Source organism: Pseudomonas sp. PB105 (assembly GCF_009764655.1).
Classification (GTDB): domain Bacteria; phylum Pseudomonadota; class Gammaproteobacteria; order Pseudomonadales; family Pseudomonadaceae; genus Aquipseudomonas; species Aquipseudomonas cyclaminis.
Genome location: NZ_RWIO01000033.1, coordinates 14,402 through 30,124 on the forward strand (window position 1 = coordinate 14,402; position 15,723 = coordinate 30,124).

14 protein-coding genes and 1 pseudogene are annotated in these 15,723 nt (G+C 59.8%); 8 read left to right on the forward strand and 7 right to left on the reverse strand.

The window, feature by feature from the left end; all coding sequences use genetic code 11:
- Positions 1 to 20: 20 nt before the first annotated feature.
- Positions 21 to 926, forward strand: coding sequence for a DMT family transporter (locus EJD88_RS07160; protein ID WP_158877432.1), 906 nt, complete (start codon positions 21 to 23; stop codon positions 924 to 926).
- Here the strand turns inward: EJD88_RS07160 and EJD88_RS07165 are convergent.
- Positions 904 to 2,883 carry a U32 family peptidase gene (locus EJD88_RS07165; RefSeq protein WP_158877434.1) on the reverse strand — a complete coding sequence of 660 codons (1,980 nt, stop codon included), beginning with the start codon at positions 2,881 to 2,883 and terminating at the stop codon, positions 904 to 906. The genes EJD88_RS07160 and EJD88_RS07165 overlap by 23 nt on opposite strands.
- Positions 2,884 to 2,953: 70 nt before the next feature.
- Entirely contained in the window at positions 2,954 to 3,334 is a 381-nt protein-coding gene (locus EJD88_RS07170) for a RidA family protein (protein ID WP_158877436.1), read from the reverse strand.
- 181 nt (positions 3,335 to 3,515) lie between these two features.
- Here EJD88_RS07170 and EJD88_RS27355 point away from each other — a divergent pair, with 181 nt between their 5' ends.
- The gene (locus tag EJD88_RS27355) at positions 3,516 to 4,871 is read left to right on the forward strand and encodes a PAS domain-containing methyl-accepting chemotaxis protein (protein WP_158877438.1); all 1,356 of its coding nucleotides are present in this window, start codon (positions 3,516 to 3,518) and stop codon (positions 4,869 to 4,871) included.
- Positions 4,872 to 4,945: 74 nt separating this feature from the next.
- On the opposite strand, the gene EJD88_RS07180 is transcribed toward EJD88_RS27355, so the two are convergent.
- Positions 4,946 to 5,815, reverse strand: coding sequence for an oxaloacetate decarboxylase (locus EJD88_RS07180; RefSeq protein ID WP_099582933.1), 870 nt, complete (start codon positions 5,813 to 5,815; stop codon positions 4,946 to 4,948).
- Positions 5,816 to 6,114: 299 nt separating this feature from the next.
- Between EJD88_RS07180 and EJD88_RS07185 the strand changes: the two genes are divergently transcribed.
- The 4 genes from EJD88_RS07185 to EJD88_RS07200 all read left to right on the forward strand — a co-directional run bounded on the left by EJD88_RS07185 (position 6,115) and on the right by EJD88_RS07200 (position 9,601).
- The gene (locus EJD88_RS07185; protein ID WP_158877440.1) at positions 6,115 to 7,071 is read left to right on the forward strand and encodes an ABC transporter substrate-binding protein; all 957 of its coding nucleotides are present in this window, start codon (positions 6,115 to 6,117) and stop codon (positions 7,069 to 7,071) included.
- 16 nt (positions 7,072 to 7,087) lie between these two features.
- Positions 7,088 to 8,410 carry an LLM class flavin-dependent oxidoreductase gene (locus EJD88_RS07190; protein WP_158877442.1) on the forward strand — a complete coding sequence of 441 codons (1,323 nt, stop codon included), beginning with the start codon at positions 7,088 to 7,090 and terminating at the stop codon, positions 8,408 to 8,410.
- A 39-nt stretch (positions 8,411 to 8,449) separates the two neighbouring features.
- Positions 8,450 to 9,058, forward strand: coding sequence for a dTMP kinase (locus tag EJD88_RS07195; protein WP_158877444.1), 609 nt, complete (start codon positions 8,450 to 8,452; stop codon positions 9,056 to 9,058).
- A gap of 171 nt (positions 9,059 to 9,229) precedes the next feature.
- Positions 9,230 to 9,601 (forward strand): DUF4019 domain-containing protein, encoded by a 372-nt coding sequence (locus EJD88_RS07200; protein WP_256673652.1) that lies wholly within the window; start codon positions 9,230 to 9,232, stop codon positions 9,599 to 9,601.
- A 65-nt stretch (positions 9,602 to 9,666) separates the two neighbouring features.
- Here EJD88_RS07200 and EJD88_RS27505 read toward each other — a convergent pair whose 3' ends face one another.
- Both EJD88_RS27505 and EJD88_RS27510 read right to left on the reverse strand, forming a co-directional pair.
- Positions 9,667 to 10,530, reverse strand: coding sequence for a methyl-accepting chemotaxis protein (locus tag EJD88_RS27505; protein WP_371926549.1), 864 nt, complete (start codon positions 10,528 to 10,530; stop codon positions 9,667 to 9,669).
- Positions 10,525 to 11,280, reverse strand: a pseudogene (locus tag EJD88_RS27510) (MCP four helix bundle domain-containing protein); the annotation flags it as partial. The pseudogene EJD88_RS27510 and the gene EJD88_RS27505, both read right to left, overlap by 6 nt.
- A gap of 146 nt (positions 11,281 to 11,426) precedes the next feature.
- Between EJD88_RS27510 and EJD88_RS07210 the strand changes: the two are divergent.
- Both EJD88_RS07210 and EJD88_RS07215 read left to right on the forward strand, forming a co-directional pair.
- Positions 11,427 to 12,635 carry a multidrug effflux MFS transporter gene (locus EJD88_RS07210; protein WP_158877448.1) on the forward strand — a complete coding sequence of 403 codons (1,209 nt, stop codon included), beginning with the start codon at positions 11,427 to 11,429 and terminating at the stop codon, positions 12,633 to 12,635.
- 119 nt (positions 12,636 to 12,754) lie between these two features.
- Positions 12,755 to 13,612, forward strand: a complete 858-nt coding sequence (locus tag EJD88_RS07215) for an SDR family oxidoreductase (protein ID WP_112195255.1) — start codon at positions 12,755 to 12,757, stop codon at positions 13,610 to 13,612.
- Between the two features lie 181 nt (positions 13,613 to 13,793).
- Here the strand turns inward: EJD88_RS07215 and xerC are convergent, their stop codons facing one another.
- Both xerC and EJD88_RS07225 read right to left on the reverse strand, forming a co-directional pair.
- On the reverse strand, positions 13,794 to 14,708 hold the full coding sequence (xerC, locus tag EJD88_RS07220) for a tyrosine recombinase XerC (RefSeq protein ID WP_112195257.1): 915 nt from the start codon (positions 14,706 to 14,708) through the stop codon (positions 13,794 to 13,796).
- A 108-nt stretch (positions 14,709 to 14,816) separates the two neighbouring features.
- A complete protein-coding gene (locus tag EJD88_RS07225; RefSeq protein ID WP_158877450.1) occupies positions 14,817 to 15,623 on the reverse strand; it encodes a M949_RS01915 family surface polysaccharide biosynthesis protein in 807 nt (268 codons plus the stop codon).
- Positions 15,624 to 15,723: the final 100 nt, after the last annotated feature.

A 15,723-nucleotide genomic window follows, 5' to 3' on the forward strand; every position in this document is an offset into this window, starting at 1 on the left:
TCACTTGAGGAGCTTCAATCATGGACACATCCATCCGTCGCGGTTTGTGGGAAATGGTCGCCGCCATGCTGATCTCCGGCACCATTGGCTGGTTTGTGCTGGTATCGGGCGTGTCGGTGATCGAAGTGGTGTTCTGGCGCTGCGTGATCGGCGGGCTGACGTTACTGCTGGTCTGTGCGCTGCTGGGTTACCTGCGCCTGGACCTGCTCAGTTGGGCCAAGCTGGGGTTGGCGATGCTCAGCGGCGTGGCCATCGTCGGTAATTGGCTGCTGCTGTTTGAATCCTATTCCCGTGCGTCCATCGCCATCAGTACGGCGGTGTACAACGTGCAGCCGTTCATATTGGTCATGCTGGCGGCGCTGTTTCTTGGCGAACGGATCACCCTGCAGAAGCTGGCCTGGCTGAGCGTGGCGTTCCTGGGGATGCTGGCAATCGTCACGGCCCATGGCGATCAACAAGGCAGTGGCGGGGATTATATGGCGGGCGTCGCGCTGGCGTTGGGTGCGGCGTTTTTGTATGCGGTCGCGGCGTTGATCATCAAGCGCTTGAAGGGCGTGCCGCCGCATTTGCTGGCATTGATCCAGGTGATCACCGGCGCATTGCTGTTGGCCCCGCTGGTGCCATGGAACAGCTTGCCGCAGACGAGCTATGCCTGGCCGGCGTTGGTCACCCTCGGTGTGGTCCACACCGGGTTGATGTATGTGTTGCTGTACGGCGCGATCCAGAAACTGCCGACGGCCATGACCGGCGCGCTATCGTTTATCTACCCGATAGCGGCGATAGGTGTCGACTGGATTGCATTCGGACACCAACTGGGTTGGCTGCAATGGCTGGGAGTGGCAACGATTCTGCTGGCGGCTGCCGGGTTGCAGCGGGGCTGGTGGTGGCCCCGCTCCCGCAGTGTCAGTGCGTGCCCTGGAAGATGATTTTGTCCGGGTTGAAATGCTCAACCACGCTGCCCGGCTGCGGCAGGCCAAGGATATGCCCCTTGATCTTGCCCACCACGTGCATCTCGCACGGTTTGCAGTCGAACTTCAGTGTCAGCACTTCGTCGCCATGGATCAATTGCATCGGCGCGACCTTGGTTTTCACGCCCGTCACACCCTTGGCCTGTTTAGGGCACAGGTTGAACGAGAAACGCAGGCAGTGCTTGGTGATCATCACCGGCACTTCGCCGGTTTCTTCATGGGCTTCAAACGCCGCGTCGATCATCTGGACGCCGTGACGGTGGTAGAAGTCGCGGGCCTTCTGGTTGTAAACGTTGGCCAGGAACGACAAATGCGCTTCCGGGTACACCGGCGGCGGGGTGGTTTCGGCCTTGCGTCCACCACGGGGGTGGGCGGCGACACGGGCAGCCGTCAGTGCTTCGATCACTTCACGGCGCAATGCCTTGAGCTGAGAGTTGGGAATGAAGAACGCCTGGGGCGCGTCCAGCTTGATATCCGTTGCGTGGTACTCGGTGGTGCCCAGTTGGCCAAGCAGGTCGCGCAGGGTATCCAGCGCTTGCTCAGGCTTATTGGCCACGCCGAACGGGCCGGGCAGGGTAACGCCAGCACTGATGCCTTCTTCGCTCGTCGCGTTGATTTCCAGTTGCTCTTCACGCAGGCGCGCCACCCACGACAGGCCGATACGGCGCTCGGCTGAGGTCTTGAGCAGTGCCTGTTGCCAGTTATGGTCGAGGTTGCGGTTCAGCGGATGGTGCGGGCGCAACTGGTGCAGGCCGGCGGGCATTTCGTTCGGCTCGACGCGGTAGCGGTAGCGCTTCTGGCCGTCTTCCTCGAACTCGCCCTTGGGCTCGGCGATGTTGGCGCGGAACCCCACCACTTCACGTTTGACCAGCACGTTTAGGCCATCACCGTTGGACAACGGCTCATGGGTGACCACTTGCAGGTCGCGCTTGCCGGCTTTTTCCACGGTCCCTACCGGCAGGCCGGTGAAGGTCGGGGTATCGAAGGCGCCGATGTCGATCTTGCGGTCGCTGACGAAATAGTCGGTGCTGCCACGGTGAAAGGTTTTTTCCGGGTCAGGCAGGAAGAAGTGCACGGTACGGCCGCTGGATGCGCGGGCGAGGTCCGTGCGGTCTTCGAGCACATCGTCGAGGCGCTGGCGGTAATAGGCGGTGATGTTCTTCACATAGCCCATGTCCTTGTAGCGGCCTTCGATCTTGAACGAACGCACACCGGCTTCGACCAGGGCGCGGATGTTGGCGCTCTGGTTGTTGTCTTTCATCGACAGCAAGTGTTTTTCAAAGGCCACGACGCGGCCCTGATCGTCTTTCAAGGTGTACGGCAGGCGGCAGGCCTGGGAGCAATCGCCACGGTTGGCGCTGCGGCCATTTTGCGCGTGGGAGATGTTGCACTGCCCGGAGAACGCCACGCACAGGGCGCCGTGGATAAAGAACTCGATGGCGGCATCGGTCTCGTCGGCAATGGCGCGGATTTCTTGCAGGTTCAGCTCACGGGCCAACACCAACTGCGAGAAACCGGCCTGATCGAGAAACTTTGCGCGGGCCAGGGTGCGGATATCGGTCTGGGTGCTGGCGTGCAGCTCGATGGGCGGGATATCCAGCTCCATTACGCCCAGGTCTTGCACGATCAACGCGTCGACACCGGCATCGTAGAGCTGATGGATCAGCTTGCGTGCGGGTTCCAGTTCGTTGTCATGCAAGATGGTGTTGATGGTGGTGAAGACGCGCGCATGGTAACGGTGGGCGAATTCTACCAACTGAGCGATATCGCTCACGTCGTTACAGGCGTTATGGCGAGCGCCGAAACTGGGGCCGCCGATGTAAATGGCGTCAGCGCCATGCAGGATCGCCTCGCGCGCGATGGCGACATCGCGGGCAGGGCTGAGCAATTCCAGGTGATGCTTGGGCATGGACATAGTTTTTTTAGTCAGGCTTGTCACGGTTGAGGCGCGCATTGTAGCTGTGAAATGCCTGACCGGCACGCACTCAGGCCTTGGCGGCCATCGCGGTCACTTCCACGCGCATGCCTTCTACCGCCAACGCAGCCACGCCAACCGCCGCACGCACGGGCCACGGCTTGGCGAAGAAGCGTTTGTAGACCTCGTTGAACGCGGCGCGATCGGCCATATCCGTCAGATAGATGGTCAGGTGCATCACCCGGTCCATGGAGCTGCCGGCCTTTTCCAGCGCGGCTTTCAGGGCTTGCAGGGTGCATTCGCATTGCAAGGTGATATCGCCCAGCTCCAGGCTGCCGTCAGCGCGGGTCGGGATCTGGGTGGAGACCAGGATACCGTTGAAACCGATCACGTCGGAGGAGATGGAATCGGCATCAGGATCGGGGGTGTAGGACAGGTCGTGGTTGGCCATGGTTGCCTCTCGTTGGACGGTTCGTAAAGGCGCCCATGGTCCCCGAAATCAGCCGCTTGGGCAAACCCGCGGGAGCAGCTTTTTGACGCCAGAAAATAAATATCAACGCCGCGTAAAGTCGCGTATTCAGCCGCCGATAGCGAGTTAGAGATAGCTTCTGCACACGGTTGAGGTTCACGTCATGTTCAATACAACGCTTAAAACAGAACTGGCAGCCAGGACGGCCGAAGTCACCGAATACAAGGGACTGATTGCAGCACTCGAACGCTCCATGGCCGTGGTCGAATTTGACCTCAATGGCAAGGTGTTAACCGCTAACGACAACTTTCTGCGGACGCTGGGTTACAGCCGCGAGCAGCTGGCCGGTAAATCCCATCGTGATTTTTGCTTGCCGGCGCTCACCAGCAGCCCGGCCTACGGCCAGTTCTGGGCGGACCTCAAGGCCGGCAAGTTTGTGTCGGGCAAGTTCAGGCGGGTGGATGCCCAAGGCAAGACCATTTGGCTTGAGGCCAGCTACAACCCGGTCCTGGATGAGGGTGGCCGGGTATTGAAAGTGGTCAAGTACGCGTTGGACATCACCGCCAGCGTCGAACAGGAAGCGGCTACCCGCAGCAAACTGGCGGCGCTGGACCGGGCAATGGCTGTCATCGAATTCGACTTGAACGGCCAGGTATTGGATGCCAACGCCAACTTCCTGAACGTCATGGGGTATTCGCTGGCTGAGCTCAAAGGCAAACATCACCGCCTGTTTTGCGAACCCACCTTGATCAACAGCCACGAGTACGCCGACTTCTGGCGCCGCTTGAACAACGGCGAATTCTTCACCGGGCAATTCAAACGCCTCGGCAAACATGGCCGGGTCGTGTGGCTGGAAGCGAGTTACAACCCGGTCTACGACGGCGACGGCAAGCTGCTCAAGATCGTCAAGTTCGCGAGTGACATCACCGAACGCGTGGAGAAGTTCGAAGAAGACTCCCGTGGCGCCTCGCGGGCTTACCACATCTCGTCCGAGACCGAACGGTTTGCCGAGCACGGCACCCAGGTCATTCAGGAAACTGCCACGGAGATGCGCCGGATTGCTGAAAACATCGGCTCCTCGGCGCGTTTGGTCGGGCAACTGGGCGATCGTTCCGAGCAAATCACCGCGATCGTCAACACTATTCGTGGCATTGCCGACCAGACCAACCTGCTGGCACTCAACGCCGCCATCGAAGCCGCACGGGCCGGCGACCAAGGCCGAGGCTTCGCGGTAGTGGCCGACGAAGTCCGGCAACTGGCTGGCCGAACCAGCCGCTCCACGGCGGAAATCGCCGAGATGATCGGCATGATCCTCTCCGAAACCCGCGACGCGGTGACCAGCATGAATGCCACCCAAGAAGGCGCGCAACGTGGCGTTCAACTGGCGGACCAAGCAGGTTCGGTGATCTTGCAGATTCGCACCAGCACCAGCGATGCGGTGCAGGCGGTGAGTATGTTTGCGTCGAAGCTGGATGAGTCGGAGGTGATTCCCAAGACTGCCGTAGGTTGGGTTGGCTGATAGCGGGGAGCAGATCAGCTTTTGTGGTGAGCGGGCTTGTCGAATCGTCGCACAGCCCGCGTTGGGACTGCTACCTACTCTTTGACGTCCATGAACTCTTCAGCCCACGCCACGTAGCTTTCGGGCAGCGTGTAGGTGTGCGTCAGTTCGGTCGCGCTGAGGTTGGAGGTGCTGTGGGTTAACTGGCGTTGGGCACGCAAGCTGTCGTAAGTGGCTTTGATCGCCGCGAAATAGGCGCCATGCCCGGCAACCACCACGCGCACGCCCAGGCTAGCCAGACGCTGGGCGTCGTTGAGCTTGGGATTGCCGTAAGTCACCAGCATCAAGGGGACGGTGAGCTTTTCTGCGATCTTTTCCAGGTGTTCGAAGTCGCTCACACCCACCATGCAGATCCCATCCGCACCGGCTTTTTGATAGGCCAGGGTGCGTTCGATCACCGCTTCGGTGGGCAATACACCCGCATTGGTCCGGGCAATGATCGACAGCTCAGGATCGACACGGGCTTCCAGGGCGGCGCGGACTTTGCCGATGCCTTCCTCGATGGAAATCAAGTCAGTGGATTTACGCCCGAATTGCGCCGGCAGCAAGGTGTCTTCAATCGTCAATGCGGCCACGCCGGCGCGCTCTAGTTCTTCGACGGTGCGCATCACGTTGAGGGCGTTGCCGTAGCCGTGGTCGGCATCTGCAATAAACGGCAGTTGGGCCACACGCCCGATGCGCGTGGCCTGCTCAACGAACTCACTCAAGGTAATCAACGCAAAATCGGGCGCCGCCAATACCTGCAACGACGCGACTGACCCTCCCAGGATACCCACTTCAAACCCCAGGTCTGCCGCGATGCGCGCGGACATGGGGTCGAATACGGAAGCGGTTTCAACGCAGCTCGGTTTGGCAAGCAATTCGCGGAAGTTACGGCGCAGCGCTGAGTGAGATTTTTTGGGCATGTTCTTTCCTGGCTCTGATCGTCATATGACGACTTATGTCTATTCGTGGTCGCGCGAGATTACCATGCAGGCGGGCCGGGGATTATGACGTTTGAGCATGGGGTATGCGCGAAACAGATGTAGCACGCTCACCTAGAAATGCACATAAGACATTATTATAGAATTACGTTATGCGTTATCAGTATTTTACAGCGGCCGTGGCGCGCCTCATCGTATGGCGCAGATTATTCCTGTTAACCCGACCGAGACCGTACGCACGGATCGACTTGAACTGCCTGACAAGGCATCTGGAGACGAACGTGCGTTACCTGACAACACTGACGGCCGGGTTGGCCGCCGCCTTGCTGAGCCTGACCGCGACGGCGCAAACGCTGGTGGTTGGTGACCAAAGCTACAACGCCCAGGCCGTGATGGAAGCGGCGGGGGTGCTTGATGATTTGCCCTATACCCTGGAATGGAAGCAATTTACCGCCGGGTCGCCGGTTGCTGAGGCGCTCAACGTCGGCAGCCTGGATATAGGCCTGCTGGGGGATGCGCCGGTGCTGTTTCTGGGCGCATTGGGCGCGCCGATCAAAGTGATTGCGGTCAGCCGGCAAAGCCTCGACGGCGTGGCCATCCTGGTCAGCAAGGATTCGCCCATCAAGAGTCTTGCCGATCTCAAGGGCAAGCGTGCGGCGATATGGAAAGGCTCCTGGAGCCAGCAACTGCTGCTGACGGCGCTGGATAAAGCCGGCGTGGCCCGCGACTCGCTGGAGCTGCGCTATCTCAGCGCGCTGGACGCCTCCCATGCGCTGGAAGGCGGCTCGGTTGACGTCATCGCGACCTGGGAACCTTACGTGACACAACAGGAACGCCAAGGTGCGCGGGTGCTCGCCACGGCTGAAGGGTTGATTCCAGCACAGAGTTTCATTGCCGCCAACGCCAGTGCCGTGGACGCCAAACGGGCGCCCATCAACGATTTTCTGCAGCGCCTGAAAAAGGCCCGTGACTGGGCTCGCCAAGCGCCGGCCAACACCGATGCTTACGCCGATGCGTGGGCCAAACGTACCCGAGCGGACGCGGATATCGCCCGAACCTGGTTTGCCCGTGCGCGCACCACCGTAGAGCCCGTGACCGCCCAATCTTCCGTTGAAGCGCAAAAGACCGTGGACTTTTTTACCGGCCAGGGCTTGGTCAAGTCTTACTCGGCCGCCAGCCTGTTCGATGACTCGTTCACGGCGTCCTTGCAGCCTGCCGTTGCCAATAAACAGCCGTGAACAGGAAGCCTCTGCAATGACCAAACGACAACTCAAACTGGGCGCCCTGACCATGGGCAGCGGCGGGCCGGGTCGCCACAACTTGTGGCTTGACCCGCAGCTGCCAGCGGATGCCAGTGTCAACATCGACTGGTACATCGACATTGCGCGTCAGGCCGAAGCGGCGCTGTTCGACCTCATATTCATCGTCGACAGCCAGTTCATCACGCCGGGCTCGCCGTCCCATTACCTGAATCGCCTGGAACCACTGACCCTGTTATCGGCGCTCGCCGTGAGCACCCGCCATATCGGCCTCGTCGGCACGCTGACCACGTCTTACAACTCGCCGTACAACGTGGCGCGGCGCCTGGCTTCACTGGACCTGATCAGCAAAGGTCGTGCAGGTTGGAACGTGGTGACCAGCGGCGATGCCGGTACTGCGGGCAATTACAGCCGGGATGAACACTACGACTACGACACACGCTACGGCCGCGCGGTCGAACACGTCCAGGTGGTGCAGGGGTTGTGGAACTCCTACGAGGAGGATGCATTCGTGCGTGACCGGGCGACCGGGCAGTTTTTGGATCCCAGCAAGCTGCATAGCCTGAACCACCAGGGCGAACACTTTTCGGTGGTCGGCCCGTTGAATATCCAACGTTCAGCGCAAGGCCAACCGGTGATCTTCCAGGCCGGTGATTCGCAGCAGGGCCGCGAGCTGGGTGCTGCGACGGCGGATGTGATCTTCACCCATGCTGCGAGTATCGAGCAGGGCCAGGCTTTCTATCAGGATATAAAGGGCAGGGCGGTGCAACAGGGGCGCGACCCGGAGCAATTGCTGGTGATGCCGGGCGCCGAGATTTATGTCGGCGACACCGATGCACACGCGCGGGAAATCGAGCAGCACTATCATCAGACCGACCATAGCTTTGAGCTCGCACTGAAGGAGTTTGGGCGCAATTTCGGCTGGCATGATTTCAGCCAGTACGACCTCGATGCGCCGTTTCCACAGCAAAGTCTGGAAGCGGCACGCAGCAGCTTCTTTACTGCCGCCAAACGCATTGCAGACCATGCACGGGAAAAAGGCTTCACGTTGCGTCAGACCGTGGAGTTTGGCCGGCAGTTGCGTCCGGGCGCTTTTGTGGGATCGGCTGAAACCGTCGCACGGAAAATGGCCGAATGGTTCGAAGCACGGGCTGTGGATGGGTTCAACATTTATATAGGGCATCCGCAGCAGTTCACGCGGTTTACCCAGGAAGTGATCCCTTTGTTACAGGCGCGAGGTGTGTATCGCACGGCGTATGAAGGCACGACGTTGCGCGAAAGCCTGGGCCTTGCGATTCCGAGGTTCGTGCGCGAGTGATGCTAGAGTGCGCATCGGTTTTCAACTGATGTATGAAGAATGAGTTCTCAGCTGTTTATTACCCTGGATGGGCCCAAGGGCGTTGGCAAAACTACGCTTTTGGAGGCCGTCACGACCGTACTGAGGGCAGACAACCTGAAGGTGATCCGGCTTTGCGAAAGCAAAAGTGACCCACATCGAGCGCAAACGATGGCCCTCGTCAACGAACTCGTCAGACATCCAAGTCGGGAATTGGAATTGAGGGTTTGCGAGCGTTTTGCTGAGAGTCGGGCGTGGATCACTCAGCACGTGCTGCCCAAACAGCCACGGGACAGCCTCATATTGATTGATCGCTGGTACCCATCGGACGCAGCGTTCCGCCGGACCGTGCCGTTCGCAGAGATTCTCCAGTTGAACTTTGATCGAAACGTGCGAGTGCCAGACCTGCACGTCGGTGTCGTCACCGCGCCTGAGATCTCATGGGCGCGAGCGGCAGCACGACGGCGCGGGTTAAGCAGTACGGTCATGCATGCGCTGGAAGAACATGTTGCCAGCACCCAGGCGTTTGAGCAGGCGGCTGCCGAACATGGCTGGGTGTTGTGCCGTAATGAAGGAACGATCGAAGAGGCAACGATGCAGGTGGTGGCTGAGATTCAGAGAGTGGTGTGAGTCAATCAGTGGAGTACGCGATATAGAAACATGATTTAACATAATATACATTATGCGTAACCATATGTATCTGACTGCCAGGCGTAGGGCTGAAGAATTCACGCACCACGCCAGCCTTTTTCACCGGCCTGATGGCACTCCTTCACGTGTCATCTTTACTCGTCGCAACGGATGTCGATCAGTGTCTTGGAGATTTTGCATGAAGCTGCTTGCAGTCTTGGTGTTCTCGCTCGCATCGCTTGCTCAGTGGCTGCGATATCAGCTTCAACAACAACACGCCCAAGGTCACTGCAAACGATCCCGGCACGCCGCAACAGCAACGCCATCGGCTTTATTGATCAGATGCCGGACGCACCCGCCGGAAATTACGCAGTGATCGAGTTCGCCTCGACGTTTGCCACGGCTACTGTCCAAGAGAAAGTGATCGTGCGTGACGACGACAAACACTGGGGAATCGTCGGTTATTTCGTCAATATGCGCGTTGTTTTCGGTGAGGCCGCCAAGAAAGCCCCCTCGCCGGACGCCGCCTCAGTTATTCAATAATGATATAACTCAACTAAATATCTATTTAGTTGAGTTATATAAACAGTGTTCCGGCCCTGCCCACGTCAAAGCTGAAAACGGTCTACCGATTGCGACAATTTACCCGCCAGACTGGACAGTTCATCCGTGGTCGACGCCGTTTGCCCAATCACGCGGCTGTTGTTTTCCGACATGCCGGCGATCATTTCCACCTGATGCGAGATTTCATTACTGGCCAGGCTCTGCTCGCCAATAGTGCGCGAAATGTCATTCACCAACTCTGTGGTGTTCAACGTGGCCTGCAGAATCTCGCGGATTGCCCGTTCGACTTCCGCCGTCACTGCCATGCCTTTGTCCACTTGTGTGACGCCCTCCTCCATGCTGGTCACCGCCTCCCGGGTGTTTTGCTGGATGCGTGCGACCATGCTGGCAATTTCCTGGGTCGAGGCACTGGTGCGGCCCGCCAGGCTGCGCACTTCATCGGCGACCACGGCAAAACCCCGGCCTTGTTCACCTGCACGCGCCGCTTCAATCGCGGCGTTGAGGGCCAACAGGTTGGTCTGGTCGGCAATGCCTTTGATGACTTGGATAATGCTGAAAATCGCCTCGGACTCCTTGTCCAGCGTACGGATCACTTGGGCCGATTGCTGCGCCGAACGGGCAATGCCATCCATGTCCTTGACCACCTGGTGGATGACTCGGCCACCATCCTTGGCCAAGGCTTCAGCCTGGTTGGCCATGTCCAGGGCGCGGCCGGCGTGGCGGGTGATTTCTTCGATGCTCGCCGTCATTTCACTGGCTGCTGCCGCCATGGTGCTGGCGGCCGCGCTTTGTTGCTGGCTGCTGCCGGCGACTTCATGGCAGCCGTGGCTCAATTGTTCGCTCATGCCATTGACGCCGTGGGCGTTGCTGCGCACCACTTCGATCATGCCGCGCAAGTCTCGCTGCATAGTGGCGAGGCTCAGAATCAGCGTGCCGGCTTCATCCTTGCGCTTGGGTTCGACAATCGGTTCGCTCAAGTTGCCCCTGGCGATACTCGCCGCGATGCGACTAGCCGTTTGCAGCGGCCCCATGATGCTCAGGATGACCCAGCGGCCTTGAGCCAACAACAGCAACAGGCTGGCAATCAACACCGTGCCCAGGGTGAAGTTGGCGGTGCTGATGGTTTGACGCGTGCCCTCGCCGGTCTGCTGGGTCTTGGTTTCGATCAGTTCACTCAGGGCCGCCATTTGGTCTTCCAAGTGGCTGAACGCGGTGTTGAAACTGTCTAGTTCTGCGCGAGCAGCTTCGGGATTTTCCAACGCCAGCGCGACGATGCGCTCACCGGCACTGACGTAGGTATCCAGGCTGGGTTTGATTTTTTCCAGGCTGGCTTTGAGGGCTTCATCCAACGGCAGCTTGAGGTTGTCGCCCAGTACCTGGCGAAAGTGCTCGGCATGCTCCTTGAGCGAACTGGTGACCTCGGCCTTGGTGCTGGTGCTTTTCCCCAAGCCCACCAGCATGGCCGACAGCACGTCGGCGCGCAGGGCGTCGTGCATCATGTCGGCTTCCATATGGTTGCGCAGCACCGTCATGCTCACTTCGTTGGCCTGCACCGCCTCGCCCATGCGCGCGTTGCCCAGGTAACTGGCCAGGCTCATGACCAGGGCAGTGAGCATCCCGGTCGCTATCAACAGCATCAAGCGTAATTTGATCGTCATGCGGGTATCCCCATACCTGGACCGCCGGTTGGGAGCCCAACCGCTATGAACGTTATCGGCAACAGTTGCTGGTTAGTGAAGCCTAAGTTTGCGGATCTGCACGGATCCCTTAAGCTGGCCGTCCCTTGCTCCGCCCGGAACTGCCCATGTCTCGAAGTATTGCCCATTTGGCCCTGCTGCTGGGCCTGATCACCGCCGTCGGCCCGTTCGCAATCGACATCTACCTGCCCGCGTTGCCAACCCTGGGTGCCAGCCTGCACGCTTCGCCCGCCGCTGTGCAGATGAGCCTCACTGTGTTCTTCGTGATTGTAGGTGTGTGCCAACTGTTTTACGGGCCGATCAGCGATGTCTTCGGCCGTAAACCACCGATATATGCCGGCCTGCTGATTTTTGCCATTGGCAGTATCGGTTGCGCCCTGGCGCCGACCATCGAAGTGCTGATTGGTTTTCGGGCGCTGCAAGCGTTTGGTGCCTGCGCCGGCATGGTGATCCCACGGGCCATCGTGCGCGACCTGTACACCGGTCATGAAGCAGCGCGCCTCATGTCGTTGCTGATGCTGGTGATGAGTGTCTCGCCAATCCTCGCGCCGCTGGCCGGCAGCGTGGTGATTGCGCTCTGGAGTTGGCGCGAAGTGTTTGCCGTGCTGGCGGTGGTGTCCTTGTTGTGCATGGTCATGACGGCGGTGCAATTGCCCGAAACCCACCCGCCCGAGCGTCGCCTGGGCAAGACCCTGGGCAACGCCTTCAGCAGTTACGGGACACTGCTGCGCGATCCGGTGTTTATCGGTTTGTCGGTGGTCAGCGGCTTCGGGTTGGCTACCTTCTTTGTGTTTATCGGCAGCGCACCCTTTGTGTACATCGAGTATTTCGGCCTGACGCCCACGCAATTCAGCCTGTGTTTTGCCCTGAATGCAGCGTCATTTTTCGCCATGAGCCAATTGACCGCGCACCTGAGTGCCCGCTTCGGCCTGGTGCCGTTGATTCGCGGGTCGGTCACCGCGGTGGCGGCGGTCATGCTCCTGCTGGCGCTCACCACGTTGTGGGTGGATAGCCTGGCCCTGATGATGACCCTGTTGTTTATCGGCTTCGGCTTCCTTGGCTTGCTGTTGCCGGCGGCCGGCGTTCTGGCGCTGGAAGATCACGGCGCGGTGGCGGGTTCGGCCTCTGCCTTGCTGGGCGCGATTCAGATGATCACGGGCGCTGTGTCCATGACACTGGTCGGTGTCTTTGCCGACCACACGCCGGCGCCAATGATCATCGGCATTGCGCTCTGCGCGGTCGCGGCGATGCTCACGGTTATCTGGACATTGCGCCGTTTGCCCGCCCACCTGGCGAGCGCCCCGCCCTCCCCCTGATGGCCTGCGGCAGGGGGAGGCGCCAACCATTCGTCGGGCTTGGGCGGGATCCGGCACAACTATCGCCGGCCACGAAATTACTAACTCCATAGCACCCTTAGGAACCTATGGAGATTGAAATGACTGACTATCCACGTCCGCCCTTCGCCCCCCAAGCCCAATCGGTCCCCGGCGCTCAGAAGAAAATGGACCCGTACCCCGACTGTGGCGAGCAAAGCTATAAAGGCTCCGGCCGACTGGCCAACAAGATCGCGCTGATTACGGGGGCCGACAGCGGCATCGGTCGCGCAGTTGCCATTGCGTTTGCCCGCGAAGGCGCCGATGTTGCCATCGCCTATCTGGATGAACACGAAGACGCCAAGGAAACCGCCCGCTGGGTGGAAGAAGCCGGTCGACAGTGCCTGTTGCTGCCCGGCGACCTTGCGCAGAAAACCCAGTGCCAGGCCGTGGTCGACAATACCGTCAAGCAGTTCGGCCGCATCGATGTGCTGGTCAATAACGCCGCGTTCCAGATGACCCACGAAACCCTCGAAGAGATCGAGGACGAGGAATGGGTGAAGACCTTCGATATCAACATCACGGCGATGTTTCGCATCTGCAAGGCCGCCCTGCCCCATATGAAGGCTGGCAGTTCGATCATCAACACCAGCTCGGTCAACTCCGACATGCCCAAACCGACGCTGCTGGCCTACGCCGCCACCAAGGGCGCGATTGCCAACTTCACGGGTGGCCTGGCTCAGCTTCTGGGCAGCAAAGGCATTCGTGTCAACAGCGTCGCGCCAGGGCCAATCTGGACGCCGTTGATCGTGGCGACCATGACCGATGACGATGTGAAGCACTTCGGCGAGGAAACCCCGCTGGGCCGTCCGGGCCAACCGGTGGAAGTTGCGCCGATATATGTGCTGCTTGCTTCGGATGAAGCCAGCTACATCTCCGGTTCACGCTATGCGGTGACTGGGGGCAAACCCATCCTCTAAGGCCGAACATGATCCTTGTGGTGAGGGAGAGCTTGCTGTGGTGAGCGGGCTTGCTGTGGTGAGCGGGCTTGCCCCGCGCCGGGCTGCGAAGCAGCCCCAATAAAGCTGCCGAGATTATTCAGTGGTACTGCGTCGGTAGGTTTTGGGGCCGCTTCGCGGCCCGGCGCGGCAAGCCCGCTCACTACAGGTCGAACCGGTCTACGGCTCGACGGCGTTCGTTGTCGTCACGCACGTCGTAGCTGGCGGTGGTCTGGATATTGGTGTGATGCGCCAGTTTCTGCGCAATCGACAGGTCATGTTCCTCGATCACCCGCGTGATGAACGAACGGCGAAAATCGTGGGGCATGATCTTGACCCCCACCTGCTCCCCGCGTTGCCGGGCAATGTAGTAAATCGCATGTTTGGTGATGCGTTCCCGAGTGATATGGCTGCCCCGACGGATGCGATTGAACAGGAAACTGTCGTCCTGCTCCCCCTCCTTCAGTTGCTCACGCCGAAACGCCAACCACGCCTGCAGCTTGGCAAAAGCCCAGTCCGGCGCGTACTTGATCAGTTCTTTGTTGCCTTTGCCGATTACCCGCAAACTGCGTTCGTCGAAATTGATCTGTGACAGGTCAAGGTTGACCGATTCCGACTTGCGCATCCCAGAGCCGTAGAGAATGCCGATCACCGCCGCATCACGCAGCCCCTGTGGTCGAGGGTCAGCGGCGCAGACTTCCATCATTTCGCGGATCAGCGTGCGCCGCAGGTTGCGGCCTTGGCCCAGCCGTGTACCGGGCGCGGGTTTGACCGTGCGCATTTTCAACAAATGTTCCTGGCTGATCAGGCTCATGCGCCAGGCTTCATTCATCACCCCGCGCACCGCGTTGACGTACAACGATGAGGTATTCGGCGCGTAGCCGTCTTCGCGCAAGGCCGCCACCAGGGCGATGACATGTTCAGGTTGCAGCAGGTGCCAGTCGATGTCTTCAAGGTTGATGTCCTCGAAGCCCAGGCGGTCGGCAGCGTCCTGCAGCACATAGCGCATGGTCAGTTGGCTGGAAGGTGCCAAACGGGTGAGGTAGAGGGTCAGTGGGTTGCGGATAGACTCAGACAAAATAGATCAGCCTTTGGATTAAATACCTCGAACAAGCCATTGTTTAATCGAGGTATTTAGTGAATTGGCGAGGGCCGAGTCTAGCGCAGGGCGGCCCCTCTTACCAAATCACGGGGCGGTTTCTTCATCCTCGGTGGGTTCCTGGGTCTGGGCCTGGCTCCACTCGGCGTCCTGCTTCTGCATCAGTGCGAACCAATGCTGGCGCATGAACGTGAGATACGCCTCGGGCGCCTTGGCGAAATCCTTCTCATCGCCATAGCAACCCGGCAATGGCAATTCGGTGCCCTGCTCCTTGTACTGGCTGACCAGCGCCTGTTGCCCGGCGATGCTGCAATCCTTGGGCAGCGGCATACCGCGCAGTGCCCCGGCCTCTTCATCCCACCACGCGGCGCCGTAGCGGTCGACACCGCGCAAACGGTACTTCTGCGACTTGCCCACGTGCATGATCAGTTTGAACTCATTGGGGCTGACGTCGCTGGTGCAGGTGCGCGAATAGCCCACAGTGGCCTGGGTGATGCCATCGCCGGCCAGGTCGGTGACCTTGGTTGCGCCCTGATCGAAGCGCAGGGAGGCGTCGAACTCACAATGCTGTACATCGTCGTAGAGCATCCACACGCGCTTGGGGCGGTTGCCGTCAATCAGGTACTGGGCGGCATACACAAAGGCCGACTGGGTGCCGTCGTCATCCCGCTCGCTGACCTGTTCAGCCAGCACCAGCAGGTTCTTGCCCTGGCGGTCGTCCCAGGTATAGGCGGCGATCTGCTTGCCACGCACTTCCACGCCCTCCGGCACCTGATCGATGCTGGTCAGCGCCACGCCTTCATCGGCGCGTACGGTCGCGACACACGCCACGCTCATCAACAACCCCATCAATACCGGCCGCAACTGGCCGCGTAAAAGCTGCACGCTATTCATCCGATCACCCTGGCAAGAGAGCGCTTACTTTACCGGCACTTGGCGGGTATTGCAGAGAAGATTGTTGAATAAAACGCCAAGCCGGGATGGGCGTGTCACA

Coding starts and splice junctions, on each gene's coding strand:
- EJD88_RS07180 (WP_099582933.1), bottom strand. CDS start 5,815: ATGCCCAAAAAATCTCACTCAGCGCTGCGCCGTAACTTCCGCGAATTG.
- EJD88_RS07160 (WP_158877432.1), top strand. CDS start 21: ATGGACACATCCATCCGTCGCGGTTTGTGGGAAATGGTCGCCGCCATG.
- EJD88_RS27505 (WP_371926549.1), bottom strand. CDS start 10,530: ATGCAGCGAGACTTGCGCGGCATGATCGAAGTGGTGCGCAGCAACGCC.
- EJD88_RS07215 (WP_112195255.1), top strand. CDS start 12,755: ATGACTGACTATCCACGTCCGCCCTTCGCCCCCCAAGCCCAATCGGTC.
- EJD88_RS07200 (WP_256673652.1), top strand. CDS start 9,230: ATGTCGATCAGTGTCTTGGAGATTTTGCATGAAGCTGCTTGCAGTCTT.
- EJD88_RS27355 (WP_158877438.1), top strand. CDS start 3,516: ATGTTCAATACAACGCTTAAAACAGAACTGGCAGCCAGGACGGCCGAA.
- EJD88_RS07165 (WP_158877434.1), bottom strand. CDS start 2,883: ATGTCCATGCCCAAGCATCACCTGGAATTGCTCAGCCCTGCCCGCGAT.
- EJD88_RS07225 (WP_158877450.1), bottom strand. CDS start 15,623: ATGAATAGCGTGCAGCTTTTACGCGGCCAGTTGCGGCCGGTATTGATG.
- EJD88_RS07190 (WP_158877442.1), top strand. CDS start 7,088: ATGACCAAACGACAACTCAAACTGGGCGCCCTGACCATGGGCAGCGGC.
- EJD88_RS07170 (WP_158877436.1), bottom strand. CDS start 3,334: ATGGCCAACCACGACCTGTCCTACACCCCCGATCCTGATGCCGATTCC.
- EJD88_RS07210 (WP_158877448.1), top strand. CDS start 11,427: ATGTCTCGAAGTATTGCCCATTTGGCCCTGCTGCTGGGCCTGATCACC.
- EJD88_RS07195 (WP_158877444.1), top strand. CDS start 8,450: ATGAGTTCTCAGCTGTTTATTACCCTGGATGGGCCCAAGGGCGTTGGC.